The organism is Actinoallomurus bryophytorum (assembly GCF_006716425.1).
Taxonomy (GTDB): Bacteria; Actinomycetota; Actinomycetes; order Streptosporangiales; family Streptosporangiaceae; genus Actinoallomurus; species Actinoallomurus bryophytorum.
The window spans coordinates 7,607,016-7,623,130 of record NZ_VFOZ01000001.1; the positions used below are offsets into that span (position 1 = coordinate 7,607,016).

18 protein-coding genes are annotated in these 16,115 nt (G+C 70.3%); 10 read left to right on the forward strand and 8 right to left on the reverse strand.

The window, feature by feature from the left end; translation table 11 throughout:
- Positions 1 to 453, reverse strand: coding sequence for a YdeI/OmpD-associated family protein (locus FB559_RS35215; protein ID WP_141961233.1), 453 nt, complete (start codon positions 451 to 453; stop codon positions 1 to 3).
- Positions 454 to 522: 69 nt separating this feature from the next.
- Positions 523 to 1,551, reverse strand: a complete 1,029-nt coding sequence (locus tag FB559_RS35220) for a hypothetical protein (RefSeq protein WP_141961234.1) — start codon at positions 1,549 to 1,551, stop codon at positions 523 to 525.
- Between the two features lie 122 nt (positions 1,552 to 1,673).
- On the opposite strand from FB559_RS35220, the gene FB559_RS35225 reads away from it, so the two are divergent.
- From FB559_RS35225 to FB559_RS35240, 4 genes are all read left to right on the forward strand, one after another.
- On the forward strand, positions 1,674 to 2,468 hold the full coding sequence (locus tag FB559_RS35225; RefSeq protein WP_141961235.1) for a protein phosphatase 2C domain-containing protein: 795 nt from the start codon (positions 1,674 to 1,676) through the stop codon (positions 2,466 to 2,468).
- 2 nt (positions 2,469 to 2,470) lie between these two features.
- Positions 2,471 to 3,283 carry a hypothetical protein gene (locus tag FB559_RS35230; RefSeq protein ID WP_141961236.1) on the forward strand — a complete coding sequence of 271 codons (813 nt, stop codon included), beginning with the start codon at positions 2,471 to 2,473 and terminating at the stop codon, positions 3,281 to 3,283.
- A 64-nt stretch (positions 3,284 to 3,347) separates the two neighbouring features.
- The gene (locus FB559_RS35235) at positions 3,348 to 3,593 is read left to right on the forward strand and encodes a hypothetical protein (protein ID WP_141961237.1); all 246 of its coding nucleotides are present in this window, start codon (positions 3,348 to 3,350) and stop codon (positions 3,591 to 3,593) included.
- Positions 3,590 to 3,985, forward strand: coding sequence for a hypothetical protein (locus tag FB559_RS35240; RefSeq protein WP_141961238.1), 396 nt, complete (start codon positions 3,590 to 3,592; stop codon positions 3,983 to 3,985). The genes FB559_RS35235 and FB559_RS35240 overlap by 4 nt, the downstream gene beginning before the upstream one ends.
- Positions 3,986 to 3,997: 12 nt before the next feature.
- Here the strand turns inward: FB559_RS35240 and FB559_RS35245 are convergent, their stop codons facing one another.
- On the reverse strand, positions 3,998 to 4,468 hold the full coding sequence (locus FB559_RS35245; RefSeq protein WP_141961239.1) for a YflT domain-containing protein: 471 nt from the start codon (positions 4,466 to 4,468) through the stop codon (positions 3,998 to 4,000).
- Positions 4,469 to 4,505: 37 nt separating this feature from the next.
- On the reverse strand, positions 4,506 to 4,871 hold the full coding sequence (locus FB559_RS35250; RefSeq protein WP_141961240.1) for a DUF2795 domain-containing protein: 366 nt from the start codon (positions 4,869 to 4,871) through the stop codon (positions 4,506 to 4,508).
- Positions 4,872 to 5,920: 1,049 nt separating this feature from the next.
- Between FB559_RS35250 and FB559_RS35255 the strand changes: the two genes are divergently transcribed.
- From FB559_RS35255 to FB559_RS35265, 3 genes are all read left to right on the forward strand, one after another.
- Positions 5,921 to 6,802, forward strand: a complete 882-nt coding sequence (locus FB559_RS35255; RefSeq protein WP_141961241.1) for a helix-turn-helix domain-containing protein — start codon at positions 5,921 to 5,923, stop codon at positions 6,800 to 6,802.
- A 15-nt stretch (positions 6,803 to 6,817) separates the two neighbouring features.
- Positions 6,818 to 6,967 carry a DUF397 domain-containing protein gene (locus FB559_RS35260; protein ID WP_141961242.1) on the forward strand — a complete coding sequence of 50 codons (150 nt, stop codon included), beginning with the start codon at positions 6,818 to 6,820 and terminating at the stop codon, positions 6,965 to 6,967.
- Positions 6,968 to 7,327: 360 nt separating this feature from the next.
- A complete protein-coding gene (locus FB559_RS35265) occupies positions 7,328 to 7,597 on the forward strand; it encodes a GlsB/YeaQ/YmgE family stress response membrane protein (RefSeq protein WP_141961243.1) in 270 nt (89 codons plus the stop codon).
- A 119-nt stretch (positions 7,598 to 7,716) separates the two neighbouring features.
- Here FB559_RS35265 and FB559_RS35270 read toward each other — a convergent pair whose 3' ends face one another.
- On the reverse strand, positions 7,717 to 8,322 hold the full coding sequence (locus tag FB559_RS35270) for a TetR/AcrR family transcriptional regulator (protein ID WP_141961244.1): 606 nt from the start codon (positions 8,320 to 8,322) through the stop codon (positions 7,717 to 7,719).
- A 179-nt stretch (positions 8,323 to 8,501) separates the two neighbouring features.
- On the opposite strand from FB559_RS35270, the gene FB559_RS35275 reads away from it, so the two are divergent.
- The gene (locus tag FB559_RS35275; RefSeq protein WP_141961245.1) at positions 8,502 to 9,377 is read left to right on the forward strand and encodes an LLM class flavin-dependent oxidoreductase; all 876 of its coding nucleotides are present in this window, start codon (positions 8,502 to 8,504) and stop codon (positions 9,375 to 9,377) included.
- A 423-nt stretch (positions 9,378 to 9,800) separates the two neighbouring features.
- On the forward strand, positions 9,801 to 10,844 hold the full coding sequence (locus FB559_RS35280) for an IS110 family RNA-guided transposase (protein ID WP_246121831.1): 1,044 nt from the start codon (positions 9,801 to 9,803) through the stop codon (positions 10,842 to 10,844).
- Positions 10,845 to 11,017: 173 nt separating this feature from the next.
- On the opposite strand, the gene FB559_RS35285 is transcribed toward FB559_RS35280, so the two are convergent.
- Positions 11,018 to 12,910: a propionyl-CoA synthetase gene (locus FB559_RS35285; protein ID WP_141961246.1), complete on the reverse strand. Its 1,893-nt coding sequence runs from the start codon at positions 12,908 to 12,910 to the stop codon at positions 11,018 to 11,020.
- 54 nt (positions 12,911 to 12,964) lie between these two features.
- Positions 12,965 to 14,413, reverse strand: a complete 1,449-nt coding sequence (locus FB559_RS35290) for an MFS transporter (RefSeq protein WP_141961247.1) — start codon at positions 14,411 to 14,413, stop codon at positions 12,965 to 12,967.
- A gap of 77 nt (positions 14,414 to 14,490) precedes the next feature.
- Here FB559_RS35290 and FB559_RS35295 point away from each other — a divergent pair, with 77 nt between their 5' ends.
- A complete protein-coding gene (locus tag FB559_RS35295) occupies positions 14,491 to 14,979 on the forward strand; it encodes a MarR family winged helix-turn-helix transcriptional regulator (RefSeq protein WP_246122341.1) in 489 nt (162 codons plus the stop codon).
- A gap of 9 nt (positions 14,980 to 14,988) precedes the next feature.
- Here FB559_RS35295 and FB559_RS35300 read toward each other — a convergent pair whose 3' ends face one another.
- Positions 14,989 to 15,900 carry an ornithine cyclodeaminase family protein gene (locus FB559_RS35300; protein WP_141961248.1) on the reverse strand — a complete coding sequence of 304 codons (912 nt, stop codon included), beginning with the start codon at positions 15,898 to 15,900 and terminating at the stop codon, positions 14,989 to 14,991.
- Positions 15,901 to 16,115: the final 215 nt, after the last annotated feature.

The window sequence follows — 16,115 nt, forward strand, 5'->3', positions numbered from 1 at the left end:
TCAGGGGCCGCTCCGGCCCTCACGCAGCATCGTGACGGTCTCGTCCACGCGCCTGCGCCGCGTCTCGTCCTTCTTGGCCTGCTCGATCCGCAGGACGAACCACTGCTTCCTGCTGTAGGAGAGCCCGTCGAAGAACCGCCTCGCCTCGGGCTCTCCGTCAAGGATGGCCGCGAGGTCCTCGGGCACGGCCACCTCACGGGGCTCGGTGTCGAGCTCGAGGTCGACGTCCACCTCGTCCCCGGCCGCGACGGCGGCGGCCTCACGGTTCTGCGCGCTGACCCCGACCATGAACCGCCCGCCCATGGACGCGACCGTGCTGCGGTAGGTATGGCCGCCGATCGTGACCCGGACCGGCGGGCGCCGGCCGGCGCCGAGCGCGGTGACGACGTCATCGGGAACCTGGAAACCCGTCGCGGTCTTGCCGCCCAGCTCGATCGTCGCGCGGAACCGCATCTACCCGACCTCCCAGGAGGTTTTCGGCCTGTGGGCGTTCGCCCGGATGAGCAGACTACCTCCGGTCCCTCAGCCGAGGGCGATCCTCGCCAGGGTGGCGCGGGCGATGCGCTCCACGCCGCTCGGGGAGGCCAGGCCGGCACGCGTGGTGACCAGCCTCACCGTCACGATCACGTTGGCCTTCCGTACGATCACGTCGGCCGCGGTGCGCCGGGGCCGGGTCCCGCCGCCGGTGAGCTCCCGCGCCTCGTCGCCCAGGCCCGCCAGCGCTGTCACGGTACGGTCCGGGCCGCGGGCGCCGGCCACCGTACGGACGAAGCCGTCGTGCGCGGTCGCGCACGCGTTGTGCAGCAGGTCCTTGCGTGTCAGCCCCAGCCCGATCGAGAAGGTGTCCACGTCGCCGGCCCGCCAGGTGCACCCCTCCTGTGTGTCGATCGAGCCCGGCAGGAGTATGTCGGCGTCGGGCGTCTCCTCGCCGGCGGGCAGCAGCGTACGAGCGACGGAGCCGAAGCCGGAACACACGTCGGGCAGCCGGCCGGCCTCGTGGCGCCACGGCCACGAGGCGTCATTCCACGGGGCGTTCAGGGGGGCCAGGAGGCCGAGGCAGGCGAGCCACAGGACCCAGAAGGCGGTGATCCGGCCCAGCCCGTGCCGTACCGGTCGTGGCCGGCATCGGCTCCGGCGTGCCAGCTCGGCCACGGCCGCGTCGAAGTCCGCGTCGGCGCGGTGCCGGAACCTCGCGGGCGCGAACAGCACCTCGGGGCGGTCCGTCGTGATTCGCACCCTCTCCAGGAGCAGGCCGTGCCGCAGCTCGACGCCGGTGACGCTCGCCCACCCGATCCACGGCCCCGCCGGGCCGTGGGGCCACCGGGCCTGGAACGCCCTGGCGGTGACGGCCACCCGGCCGCGCACCAGGATGACCGGGTAGACGGCCAGGAAGCTCTCGGTACCGACCGACATCACCACGGCGGGGGAGGAGGCCACGGACGCCAGCCACACGCTCACGGCCAGCGCGGACAGCGCCAGCGCACTCCACGCCGTGCACCAGCGGCGGAACCGGCGTGAGGAGGTGAGCACCACGGCCGGGCAGGGGTCCACCGCAGAACCTCTCGATCGCGGACTACTCCGTCGAGTCGGACTCTGTCAGATTCTCTGTCATCGGACGAGAGCGCAGGTCCGGTCCGTCTTCGCGCGCAGCCCTCGCTACCATCGCGGACGACATGGCGACTCCACACGAGGCGGCCGCAGGGCCGTCCGACATCACCTTCGCGACCCGGGCGGCGCCCGGCGTCGTCAACGAGGACTATGTGGCGGCCGGCCCCGACTGGGCGGTCGTGCTCGACGGGGCGACGGCGCCGGCCGGGGTCGACAGCGGCTGCGTGCACGACGTCGCCTGGCTGGTCCACCGGCTCGCGGCGGCGCTGAGCGCCGGCCTGACCGGTACGGCCGGGGAGGCCGGCGGGTCACTCGGCGATGTCCTGGCCGCCGCGATCAAGCAGGTCTGCGCGGCGCACGCCGACACATGCGATCTGGCGAACCCGGACAGCCCGTCGTCGACCGTCGCACTGGCCCGCTGGGGCCGGGGCCGCCTCGAATGCCTGGTGCTGGCCGACTCGCCGATCGCCGTCCACCTTCGTGACGGCTCGATCGCCGTGGTCGAGGACGACCGCATCATGCGCCTGCCGGGCGGGCCGCCGTACACGCTCGAACTGGTGCGTGCCCGGCGCAACCGGCCGGGCGGGTTCTGGGTGGCGAGCACCAGCCAGGCCGCCGCGTACGAGGCGGTGACCGCGACGTTCCCCGAGGAGGAGGTCGACGCGGTCGCGATGCTCACCGACGGGGTCACGCGCCTGATCGATCGTTACCGCCGTACGTGGCGCGACGTGATGGAGGAGCTGAGGACGGGCGGGCCGGACCACGTGATCGATCTTGTCCGGGCGGCGGAGCGGGCCGAGCCGGCCGGTCGTGGCAAGGCACACGACGACGCCACCGCGCTGCTCGTCACACGCCGCTGACCGTGGCACCGGACCCGAGGAGCCTCGCCGCGCTCGGCCTGACGCGAGATCCGGTCGCGTACCCGCTGACCTATCCCGGGCGCCTGCCGGCGGAGTCCGGACTGCTCGACGGCGACCGCTTTCTCGCCCTGCGCGAGCGTACGGGCGCGTTCCCCGGCGGCTGGGCGCTGGACGCCGCCACGACGCTCGACGACCTGCTCCGGAGCAGGGGCGCCCCGCCGCTGGCGGACCGGCACCCGATCCTGGCCGTGGGCTCCAACGGCTCGCCCGCCCAGCTGCGCCGCAAGCTGGCCGGCCACGCGAGCGTCCTGCTTCCGCTGACGTACGCGACGGTCCGCGGCCTGGTCTGCGGCGTGTCGGCCCACGTCAGCGGGCCCGGGTACGTTCCCGCCGCCCCGGTTCGCGTCGGTGGCGCGACCGGACGCCTCGTGGTGCTGTGGCCGGACGACGCGCAACTGTCCGTCATCGACGCGACCGAGCCGAACTACCACCTGCTTCCGCTGCCGGGCACGGTGACCGTGTCCCTCGACGGGGGCGCGCCGCTCGCCGGATGTCGCCTGTACGCGGGCCGTCACGGCTGCCTCGTCGACCGGGACGGCGACCCGTTCCACCTCACCGGGCAGGCCGAGCTCCTGACCGCCCTGCTCGCCGATCTGCCCGGGCTCGGCCGTCTCACCGGAGCGCGGGACCCGGGGGAGTTCGCCGCCCGTGCCCGTCGCGACCCCGGGCTGCGTGAGCGGATACGCGTATTGTGGCGCCGTGAAGGCAGGGTCCTCGAACAGCCCGAACTCAGCAGGAAAGAGACGCCATCCTGACCATGGGATACCGATTCACCAGCGAAGCCATACTTTTCCGCGGCTTAGGCCATACCATGGGCCCATGGCGACGGAGAAGATCACGGTGACGGTGCCGGCGGAGGTGCTGGAGAGCGCACGCGCGGCGGTCGCGTCGGGCGTCGCGCCGAGCGTCTCGGCCTACGTCTCCGAGGCGGTACGCGACCGGGCCGAGCGTGAGCGGCTCGTGGCCGCGGTCGAAAACCGCTGGGGTCCGTTCGACGATGAGGCGACCGACTGGGCGCGCCGGATCTTCGAGAGTGGCGACGGGGACGGCCGGCGGACTTCGTGAACCTCTCCGGTCGCGTACTGGACGTTCCCGCCCTGGTGGATCTCGCGAGTGGCCACAGCCAGCACATGCGCGCGCTCGTCGGCTTCGTCGCCGCCCGCGGCTACAGCCTGGTCACGCCGGCGACCGCCCTGACCAAGGCGGCGGTCGTGGCGGACGAACGAGGCCTGCAGGAGCTGGCATGGGCGGTCGAGAGCGCCTCGGTGGTGGTGCTGGCCCTGGATGAGCGCAACGCCTTCACGATCGGCGACGCCGCCCGGCAGGCGGGGATCCGCGACATCGTCGACGCCCACATCGCGCGCGCCGCGGCCGACCGTGGCTGGCCGATCGTCACCAGCGCGGAGGCCGCGCTCAAGTGGAGGACCCTCGGCCTGGCGGTGCAGAGCCTGCCCTGAGCGTGCCGTCCGTCAGTGCGCCTGATCCGTCGTGGACAGGACGGCCGCGAGCAGCCGCCGTGCCTCCTCGGCGAACTCCGCGTCGACCAGGATGTCGTACCGGTCGGCCACGACCGAGGGCGCGGACATGTACGCACGCTTCTGCAGGAAGTAGGCGGCGGCGGAGAAGATCGCGCCGAACACCACGCCCAGGATGATGGCGGAGATCACCGCGCCGACCACCCAGGGGCTGACGATCCAGAAGATCACGCCGATCAGCAGCCCGATCCAGGCGCCGGCGCTCGCGCCGGTCAGCACCGCACGGCCGAGCGTCCATCGGCCGAGGATGCGTTCTTCCAGCTTCAGCCCGGTGCCCACAATGGTGACGTGTTCCACCGGAAACTTGTGCTCGGCGAGGATGTCCACGGCGTGCTGGGCGGCTCCGTGATCGCTGTACGTGCCCAGTACGACCTTGTGCGGACCGATGGTGTTCCGATCGCTCATGCCCGTCCCCCGTTTCTCTTCACTTGTACGCGCCGCGCTATTCCTCTTCCTCGGCGATGGCGTCGCTCACCGCCTCGGGCCGGTCATAACGCCGGTCGGGAATCCGCCTCAGTGCCTCCAGCACCGGCCGGGCGGCGTCCTGGCGCTCGGCGTAGGAGACGAGATCCTCACGCCGTGCCGGATACGGCATTCCGTCGAGATACTCGCTCGCGAGCTCGGCGAACGTCCTGCTCACGTCCGCCGGCCTCACGTATCGGCGGTCGGGGAGCTGCTCCAGCGCGCCGACCACGCGCTCGCATTCGTCACGGGCGTGCGCGATGAGCTCGGCGCGGGTGGCCGGATAGCCGGCCTTGTGAAGGTGCCGTTGCAGCAGGGCCGGGCTGATCAGTTTGGTATTGCCCATGACTCGGTCGCCCCCCGATCTCAAGCATGGTGGCCGCGCAGGGTGACCGGCGCGGGTGAATACCGGAGGCCGCGGGGCCGAAAGGCGCGGCCCGGCCGCCCTCGTCTGTACTTTTTCCCGTTTTGACTGCTTTTCCGGATTCTACCGTCGCCGGTGTCACGCTGGGAAGTCGTCCCAGGTCAAGGTGGGGTTTTCCGGTCCGTACCGGATCGCCGAGGTTCAGTTGTCAAGGAGGTGCTGGAAAACGAGCCGAGTGGGTGGCCGGCCGCGGCCGGAAAGCGCCGTCGCGCGGCCGTGGTCCATCTCGCCGGCCGGCCGGACGGAGCCGGACGCACCGTCGCCTCACCGCCCGGCGTGAGCGGATCGCCCCGCGACGTCGCCGGGGCCGTACGCCCCGGCGCCGCGGATCGCGTGCGGCCTTGCACGGTGCGGTACCCGGGTGGGCGCTCGACGGAGCCGTCGTCGCGGTGGGGGGATACCGCGTCGTCCCGCCGGGTGGCCGCCGGTTCCCGGGGCCGCGAAGGGAAGGTCCATGGCGGCCTCCGGGGCGCCCGGTATGGCGGTGATGGGCCTTGCGGCCGGCTCGGGGGTGCCGGCGTGAGCGCCTTGGCTTTGCGGCGGCGGGCGGGAGGATTGGACGATTGTGACCATTCGCGAGCGGTCCCGGCGGTGCACCCAGTACGATCTTGCTCGGCCACATCTCGCCGATGAGCCGATCGCTCGCGAGGCCCGGTGGACCCCGTCCATCCAGCACGAACAGTGTCCATGGGCCTCACGTGTCACACCCTTCCCAGAGGGAAGGAAAGGCACAGGAATCCCAGTTGTGGACGCGTATACCGTTCTACAATCGTCGCGTGACGCCGATCGCGGATTCGACGTTGGCTCTTAGTTGCTCTGTCCGCTATGGTCGTCTCTGTTCGCAAGTTTCACTAAAAGGTATGGCGGGGGTTTCTTGACTCCGCTACTTCGTACCTCTATAACAGTTGCGCCCAGATTGTAGAGTTCGGCTGACGGGAACACGCCATCGGCCCGGGTGGGAGAGGATCAGGGTGCCCCGGCCCGGAAGTGCCACTGTCCGCAATCGTCGTCTCGCCGCAGAGCTGAGGCGTTTGCGGGAGTCAGGCGATTTCACTGGTGATGACGTCGCCGAGCGGCTGGGATGGTCCGCCTCCAAGGTCAGCCGGCTCGAGAACGCCCGGCAGGCCCCGCGTTTCGCCGACGTCCGGCGCCTCCTGGACCTGTACGGCGTGGAAGGCACCTATCGCGAGCAGCTGCTCCAGCTGGCTCGCGACGCCGTACGCCGTGGATGGTGGGAGGCGTTCTCCGACGCACTGCCCGAGCAGTACGCGTCCTATATCGGCCTGGAGATCGAGGCCGAGGAGATCTGTCAGTGGGAGACCCAGGTGGTCCCGGGTCTGCTCCAGACGGAGGCGTACGCACAGGCCGTCGAGCAGCGGTCCCACTCGACGGAGGTCATTCCCCCTAGCCGCGTGGACGCACGGGTCGAGGCGCGGCTGGAGCGCCAGTCGGTGCTCACCCGCGAGAACCACCCCCTGCGGCTGTCGGTCGTCCTCGACGAGTCTCTCCTGCTCCGGCGCCATGGCGACGCGGCCGTCATGGTCGACCAGCTACGGCATCTCCAGGAGCTTTCGGCCCTGCCGAACCTCAGCCTCCAAGTTCTTCCACTTGATGGGCCCCATCCGATCGCGACGGGGTCCTTCACGCTTCTGCAGTTCCCGCATGTGGGTGGGATTAAATTTCATGATGTCGTATATATAGAACACCTCAACGGGTGTTCATATTTGGAAGAAGAGACCGAAACCTACCGGCATAGGCTCAGTTTCGAACGACTCAGAGCAGAGGCGCTCGGGCCATCGGAATCCTTGGAGCGAATATCCAGGATTGCCCGGGAAGCGTGGATAGTTGGTTAACGAAAGGAGGTGAATATGGTGGAGAAGACAATTGAGCGCCTCGCGATCGACTGGAAGAAGAGTTCCCGCAGCATGGCTAACGGGAACTGTGTCGAAGTTGCTCCGGTATCTTTGACGAGCATGGACATTGTGTCGAATGTACTGCCGGTGAGCACGTCCGGTTGACGTTAATAATATGCGGACGATCCGTGCAAAACTAATCTGTTGTGGCACGTCGCCCGTGTTCAAGGTCCACTTCCTCCGCTGCGAGATCGGCGGAGGAGGTGGACTTATATTTTTGTGTCAACGCTGCTCGTGACGGGTGCCGGGCGCGCCGCCGCCCCCTTTCCTGGGCCCGCCCCCCCGGGTCCTCGTCCCCGCGAATTCCGCGTCCCGTACGCCGTATCACGCTCGCGGCCCGCCTTCTTGCCTGCATGCGACGGCGGGGGCGCTGGGGCTGGTGTTGCCCGTCGACCCTGTGGGTATGCAATCAGTAACAGTGTGTCTTTTGGGGGTTCTGATCGCTGCGAATACGGGGGAGTCGCCATGACAGTCGGTGGTGTCATCACCGCGATCATCTTCGGCGCCATCATCGGAGCGCTGGCGCGCCTCCTGGTGCCGGGCAGACAACATATGCCGATCTGGCTGACCGTCGTGGTCGGCATCGTGGCCGCTCTCATCGGCACCTGGATCGCGCGGGCGCTGCATCTCAAGACGCACGGCTTCAACTTCTGGGAAACGATCTTCCAGGTCGGACTCGCGATTATCGGTGTGCTCCTCGTGACGGCGCTGTGGCCCCGAAAAGCGGGCCGCTAGGGTCTCTGGCCGTCGACGGTCAGGGCTGGCGGGCATCGGACGGCGGACACCCTGCCCGGCCATGAGGACGCGCGCGCCGGCGAGGCACGGCGCTTTCCTGGAGCGCCGCTCCGGCCGGCTCAGGACTCGGCGCGGTCCCGCGGTTGACGCAGTCCTGCGATGAGGAGCTCGACCAGCCGGCGTGCGTCGTAGTGGGGATCGTTGTGCGCGCCGATGCAGAGGTTCCCGACGCCGCGCATGAGCTCATAGGCCTTCACGTCGGAGCGAATCTCGCCGGCACCCGCGGCGGCGTCGAGCAGCCGGGTGCACACGGGCACGAGGCGGTCGAGGAAGTAGGCGTGAAGGGTGTCGAAGCCGGCGTTGTCGGACTGCAACACGGCGGCGAGTCCGTGCTTGGTGACCAGGAAGTCGACGAAGAGGTTGATCCATCGCCCCAGCGCCGCGTGAGGGGTCGCGGAGGTCTCCAGCAGGGCTGGACCCGCCTCGGCGCAGGCGTCGACCTGGTGCCGGTAGACGGCGATGATGAGATCCGATCGGGTCGGGAAGTGGCGGTAGATCGTGCCCATCCCGACACCGGCCTTGGCCGCGATGTCGCGAACCGGGGCCTCCACGCCTGACGTGACGAAGACCGCGGCGGCCGCGTCGAGCAGAGTCTTCTCGTTGCGCCGGGCGTCCGCCCGCTTCGACCGGGCGGCGCGCCCCGCGCCCTCGTCGCCGTCGCTCAAAGCGCCACTCCCTCCACTACCGAGCTTGCCAAACGGAACAACGCTCCGTATCTTTTAGCGGAACAAGGTTCCGTTTGCTCATGATGCCAGAGCAGGGGCCCCACGGCCAAACCCCTCCCTCGAACCTCGGTGGCGCGCCCTCACTCGCACTGCCTCGTGCCGAAAGGACCGACAGCCCCATGCCGCGAACACCCCAGCCCCGTTTCGGGATCATGACCGCCCCCATGCAGGTCGACTACCACGACATCCTGCGGGTCTGGCGCGAGGCGGACACGATTCCCGAGATCGAGCACGCCTGGCTCTTCGACCACCTCATGCCGATCGGCGGCGACCCGAGCGGACCGATCCACGAAGGCTGGACCCTGCTCTCGGCCCTCGCCGCACAGACCCGGCGACTGCGCCTCGGCCTGCTCGTGACCAGCAACCGCTTCCGGCCGCCCGCGATGCTGGCCAAGATCGCCGCAACCGTCGACATCGTCTCGGGCGGACGGCTCGACTTCGGTATCGGCGCGGGTTCACGGCCCAGCCACCCCCTGGCCCGGCGCGAGTACGAGGCGAACGGCCTGCCCTTCCACGACTCCGCCCACGCCGTGGGAAGCCTCGCCGAAGCCTGCACGGTGATCCGTCGGTTGTGGACCGAGGAGGAGCCGTTCGACTTCCACGGCACCTACGTCGACCTCACCGGAGCGTTCTGCAACCCCAAGCCCGTCCAGCACCCCCACCCGCCGGTCCTCATCGGCGGACGCTCGGCCGCCCTGCTACGGGTCGCCGCCGAGCACGCCGACCTGTGGAACATCCCCGGCGGCGACCTCGGCGACGTCGTCCAGCGCAGCGCACTGCTGGACCGCTACTGCGCCGAGATCGGCCGCGACCCCGCCACCATCACCCGCTCGATCCACCTGCCGGTCTCCTACGACCGGCCCGGCACCACCCGCGACGCGATCGACGGCGCGATCGAGGCCGGCTTCGGCCACCTCGTCCTCGGACTGCCGTCGCCCTACCCCACCAACGTCGCACGGTGGGTCACCGACGAGCTCATCAGCACGTCGATCTAGAGCCTGCCTCGAAGTCCTCGGTCTGGGGTCCGTTCGGTCTGGCCCCGCCCGTCGTGGAGCCCGCCCGTCGTGGAGCCCGCCCCGTCGTGGAGCCCACCCCCCTGGAGCCCACCCCCTGGAGCCCACCCCCCTGGAGCCCACCCGCCAGTGAGAATGGTGGGGCAGGCGATGCTGGTGTGGTTTGGCTCTTTGCCCGCCCGACCTCGTGAGTGAGTGTCTTTCCCCGGATCTGTCGGCCGTGCTGGTGTGTCTGCGGGGTGTGCGCTGGGCCGGTGCCGTGACTTGATAAGAGCTCGGCCTAGGAGCCTCATCACTGGTCTGTCCGATGCACCGGCCCAGCGCGTGCCACGTCTCGTTTCCCTCACGAGGATTGGCAGGTTCAGGATGGCACGCAGGAGCAGGCGACCGGACAAGCGGCGGGTCGTGGGTGGGGTCGACACCCACCACGACACCCATCACGCCGCGGTGGAGTTGATGAACGGCGGCCGGATCGCGGACGCGCAGTTTCCCGCCACGGTTGAGGGCTATGCGCGGTTGCTGGCCTGGATGGAAGGCTTCGGCCGGATCCACGCGGTCGGGGTGGAGGGCACCGGCTCCTACGGAGCGGGCCTGACCCGGTACCTGCGCGGTCAAGGTGTCACCGTGGTGGAGGTGAACCGGCCCGACCGCCGTCAGCGCCGCAGTGTCGGTAAGTCCGATCCGTTGGATGCTTATGCCGCCGCTGATGCGGTGCTGGCCGGCCGCGCCCGCGCACTGCCCAAAGGCAACGACGGGATCGCCGAATCGATCCGGGTGCTGCACCTGACCCGGACCGGAGCCATCAAGGCCCGCACCGCAGCCATCAACGAACTACGAGCCGTGCTGGTCACCGCACCGGCACAACTTCGCGAACACCTCACCGGCAAACCCACCCCGGCACTGATCAGCGCATGCGCACGGCTGCGCCCAGGCACCGACCTGACCGACCCGCTCCACGCCACCAAACACGCCCTCCGCGCGCTGGCCCACCGCCACCAGCACCTGACCACCGAAATCGATGGTCTCAACCTGCACCTGAAAGCCTTGATCACCCAGACCCGCCCCGACCTGCTCGCCATTTACGGCGTCGGGGTCGAGACCGCCGCACAGCTGCTGATCACCTGCGGCGACAACCCCGACCGCCTCACCACCCCAGCCGCCTTCGCCGCTCTGTGCGGGGTGGCCCCGATCCCTGCTTCCAGTGGCAAGACCACCCGGCACCGGCTCTCACGCGGCGGAGACCGCCAAGCCAACCGCGCCCTCTACCTGATCACCATCACCCGCATGAGCCACTGCGCCCGAACCCGAACCTACGTCCAACGCCGCACCAGCCAAGGCAAACCCAAACCCGAGATCATCCGCTGCCTCAAACGCTACCTCGCACGCGAACTCTTCAAAGCCCTCACCAGCACAAACACCACCAACAAACAGCTACCAGCCGCCACTTGACACCACATAAGAGCATCCGGGGGTGCCATCCCACTCTCATTGTCCAGCCAGAACAGCAGCGGGCGAAAGTAGAGCGGGGATCTGTGGATAACACCGGGGTGGCGGCACCCAGGCGTCGCCCGGGCGTCGCCCAGGCGTCGCCACACGGCGGCAGCAGGACCCTGAGACAGGCCCTACGGCTGCCGCTGGGGTGGGCGCAGGATCGGGCGCAGGTGGTCGAGGACGGTGGCGTCCTCGATCGTGGACGGCACCGCCACGTCGTCGCCGTCCGCGATGCCGCGCATCGTGCCGCGCAGGATCTTGCCCGACCTCGTCTTCGGCAGCGCCTGTACGACCGCGACCTCCTTGAACGCGGCGACCGGGCCGATCTGCTCGCGGACCGCGCGTACCAGCTCCCCGCGCAGTGTCGGCTCGTCCACATCCGTCCCGCTCTTCAGCACCACGAACCCGCGCGGCACCTGTCCCTTCAACTCGTCGCGCACTCCCACGACGGCGGCCTCGGCCACCGACGGATGGGCGCACAGGACCTCCTCCATCACCCCGGTCGACAGCCGGTGCCCGGCCACGTTGATGATGTCGTCCGTACGGCCCAGCACCCGGATGTAGCCGTCCTCGTCGATCGTGCCGCCGTCGCCGCTCAGGTAGTGGCCCGGATACCGGGACAGGTACGACTCGACGTACCGCTCGTCGTCCCTCCACAGCGTGAGCAGGGTGCCCGGCGGCAGCGGCAGCCGGATCGCGATGTCGCCCTCGACGCCCGGCGGGGCCACCGCCCCCTCGGGCAGCATCACGCGTACGTCGTAGCCCGGGACCGCGACGCTCGGCGAGCCCGCCTTGATCCGCATCGGCTCCAGGCCCCGCAGGTTCGCCACGATCGGCCAGCCGGTCTCGGTCTGCCACCAGTGGTCGATCACCGGACGGCCGAGGATCTGCGTCGCCCATTCGTACGTGCCCGGGTCCAGGCGCTCGCCGGCCAGGAACAGCGTGCGCAGCGCCGACAGGTCATGCGGTTTGAGCAGCCTGCCCTCCGGGTCCTCCTTCTTGATCGCCCGGATCGCGGTGGGGGCGGTGAACAGGGCGTTCACCCGGTGCTCGGCGGCGACCCGCCAGAACGCCCCGGCGTCCGGCGTGCCGACCGGCTTGCCCTCGTACAGGACGGTCGTGCAGCCGGCCAGCAGCGGCGCGTAGACGATGTAGGAGTGCCCGACCACCCACCCCACGTCCGACGCCGCCCAGAACACCTCACCGGCCGAGACGCCGTAGACGTTCGTCATCGACCAGCGCAGGGCGACCGCGTGCCCGCCGTTGTCGCGTACGACGCCCTTGGGCCGTCCGGTCGTACCCGAGGTGTAGAGGATGTACAGCGGGTCGGTCGCCGCCACCGGCACGCACTCGGTCGGCCGCGCGTCCGCCATGGCATGGTCCCAGTCGACGTCGCGGCCGCTCACCAGCGTGGCGTGCGCCTGGGGGCGCTGCACGATCACGCAGTCGCCCACCTTGTGCGTGGCGCGTTCGAGCGCCTCGTCGAGCAGTGGTTTGTACTCGATGACCCGGCTGCCCTCGATGCCGCACGAGGCGGAGACGACCACCTTGGGCTGCGCGTCGTCGATGCGGACGGCCAGCTCGCGCGGTGAGAAGCCGCCGAACACCACCGAGTGCACGGCACCGATGCGCGCGCAGGCGAGCATCGCCACCACCGTCTGCGGGATCATCGGCAGGTACAGGATGACGCGGTCGCCGCGCTCGACGCCGAGACCGCGCAGCACCCCGGCGAAGCGTGCCGTCTCGTCGCGCAGCTCCCGGTACGTGAAGCGGGCCTGCGTTCCGGTCACCGGGCTGTCGTAGATCAGCGCGAGCTGGTCGGCCCGGCCCTGCTCCACGTGCCGGTCGAGGGCGTTCTCGCAGGTGTTGAGCTCACCCCCGGTGAACCACCGGTAGAAGGGCGCGGCGCCGTCGTCGAGGACCCGCTCTGGCGGCGTACGCCAGCGGATGTCACGAGCGGCCTCCGCCCAGAACCGTGCCGGATCACCGAGACTGCGTTCGTACGCGGCCGCGTAGGGGCCCATGTGCACCTCCGCCAGAGGGGAAGTTCCACTATGGCGAGCGCGGGCGCCCCTACGTCAAGACGTCTGGAGCGCTTCGATGCGGTCGGTGTGCGCCGGGTGCCGCAGGCCGTGCACGACCGCGACCCCCGCGGCGAGCCACGCGCCGATGGCGACGACCACGAAGCACAGCACGTAGGCGTGCAGCGTGGGCACGCCGGGCAGCCCGCGGATCGTCTCGCCGGTGAGCACGGCGGCGATGACCGCGCCGGACACACTGCCGCCCGCGGTGCGTACGAGGGAGTTGACGCCGCTGGCGATGCCGCTCTGGTCCATCGGCACGTGCTGCACGGCCAGCGTGCCGAGCGCGGCGTACGCGATGCCGAAGCCGATGCCCTGGACGGCGCTGAAGCCCAGCATGTCGTACACGTGCGAGTGCGAGAGCGCGAGCCACATGTAGCTGAGCCCGGCGAACACCGAGCCGATGGCCATGGAGTACGCGGCGCCGATGCGCCCGGCGATGCGCCCGGCCAGCGCGGAGAACACCAGCATCGTGACCGTGCTGGGCAGCATGTACAGGCCGACGTCCAGGACGTTGCCGCCGAGGCCGTACCCGACCGACTTCGGCGTCTGCACGAACGTGGCGATCAGCGTGAACGCGGCATACATCGAGAAGCCCAGCAGCAGCGAGGCGAAGTTCGCCGACAGCGACTGACGGCCGACGAGCAGGCCCAGCCGTACGAGCGGCTGGGCCACCCGGAGCTCGACGAGGACCCACGTGACGGTGAGCACGACCGTGCCGGCGAACAGCGCGAGCACGCCGCCCGACGCCCAGCCCCAGGCGTTGCCCTCGCTGATCGCCAGCAGCAGGCACACCAGCAGCCCGGCCAGGAGCGTCGCGCCGGCGTAGTCGGGACGGCCGCCCGTGCGGACGCCGACGTCGCGGGCGGACACCGCCACCATCACCAGGCCCGCGGCGGCGAGCGCCGCGGCGATCCAGAACTCGGGCCGGTAGCTGTCGATGTGGTCGGCGATCAGACCCGTCACGATCATGCCCATGCTGCCGCCGACGCCCATCGTGGCGGAGACGATGCCGATACCCGAGGTCACCTTCTCGCGCGGGAAGCTGTCGCGGATCATGCCGATGGCGAGCGGGATCAGCGCCGACGAGGTGCCCTGCAGGGCGCGGCCGACGATGAGCACGCCGAGCGAACCGGACAGCGCGCACACGATCGAGCCGGCCAGCAGCAGGACCATCGTGACGAGGATGAGGTTCTTCTTGCCGTACATGTCCCCGAGCCGTGCCAGCAGGGGAGTGGCGACCGCGCCGGCCAGCAGCGACGCGGTGAACACCCAGGTGACCGAGGCGACCGAGGTGTTGAAGTGCCGCATCAGCTGGGGGAGCAGCGGCAGCACCAGAGTCTGCTGTACGGACACCACCATGCCGGACACGGACAGGGCCAGCAGCGTCAGCCCGGTATGGGTGGGCGTGCTGCTCGGGCGCGGTGTGGTGGCGACATCGACCATCGGGGCTCTCCTCGAAGGGTGGAGGGTCTCGGGCGATCTTATACTTACTTAACTTAAGTAAGCATATAGTCAGACGTATGGCCTATTCCGAGGACAATCCCGAGGACATGGTCGAGCTGGAACGGGCTCTCATGCGGATCTCCCACCTCCTGACGCGGGCCAAGCAGCACGACCAGACGATCGTCGAGGCCGGGGTCGCCGTCGACCGGGCGAGCACCCCGCTGCTGCGCGTGCTGGCCGACGCGCCCGAACCCGTACGCCTGGGAGCGCTGGCCGACCGCCTCGCCGTCGAGGCGCCGCACGTGACCCGGCAGGTCCAGCGGCTCGAACGCGCCGGCTTCGTCGAACGGGTCCCGGACCCCGACGACGGGCGTGCGCAGCGCGTGCGCATCACCACCAAGGGCGCCGAGACCGTGGAGTGCGTACGCGCCGTGGGCCGCCGCCAGATGGCCGCGGCCCTGGCCGGGTGGTCGGACGAGGATCGCCATCGCCTGGCCGTGCTCTGCCATCGCATGGTCGACGACTTCCTCCGGCACGCCGACGACGAGGGCCTGCTCGGCCGCTGAGTGGCCGGTTCAGGCCAGGAAGTCAAAGCGCGTTCCCGTGCCCGCGGCCCGGTAGGCGACCCAGCTGAGCACGAGGTCCTGCCAGGGCAGTCCGACCGGGGCGTACACGGTCACCTCCGCGTCGCGGGTACGGCCGGCCGCGCCGCCGAGCACCTCGGCGATCGTCCCGGCGGCGTGCTCGCGGGTGAGGCCCGCGTTGCCGAGCGCGCCCATCTCCTCGGCCAGGTCGAGGTCGTCGACGAAGGTACGGCTCGCGCGCAGCAATCCCGGGGCCAGCTCGGCCTTGCCGGGCTCGTCCGCGCCGAGCGAGGTCACGTGCGTACCCGGTGCCACGTCGTGCAGGACCGGTTCTCGTGCCCACGTGGCGGCCACGACGATGTCCGCCGGTCCGATCTCCTCCCGCGGTACGGCGCGCCCGCCGTGCCGCGCGGCGAACTCCGCCGCACGCACCGGGTCCAGGTCGGTCACCAGGAGCTCGCGCACCGGCCGGAGGCGGCGCAGGCCCGTGACCACCAGGTCGGCCTGCGCGCCCGCACCGATCACCGCCACCGTGCCGGCGCCGGTCCGTGCGAGCGCGTGCGTGCCCAGGGCCGCCGCGAGGCCGGTACGCCAGGCGGTGACGGTCGCCGAGTCCAGCAGCGCGAGCAGCTCGCCGGTGGCGAGGTCGTGCAGGCAGACCACCCCGCGCAGGGCCGGGTACGCGCCGGGGAACTTGGCGTTGACCTTGACCGTGTACGCCGGCACGCCGTCGGCCAGCCCGGGCAGCAAAGCCGCCGCGGTGCCGGGTCCGGGCAGGCCGGTGCGTACTCGCCGGGGGAGTACGCCGCCGGGCGGCAGGAGGAACCCGGCACGGAGTGCGTCCAGGCACGCGTCCGGGTCCAGGAGCCCTTCCAGATCGGTGCGGTTCAGCAGGAGTGTCACATCCGCTGATCCTTTCAGGGGCACGGAAACGCCGGGCTGGGGCGTGTCCGACGGATGGCGTGCGTAGCGAGCGGTGTCCAGGCGGCGCGTCGCAAGGCGGAGGAGGGAACCGGCCGGCGACAACCGCGGCGAGGCGTCGTCCGGGCGCCGCGTAGCAGGACGGGCATCTGTCGGGACACGCCCTGGCGTGGCGTCGGCCGTGCCGCGGTCATAGG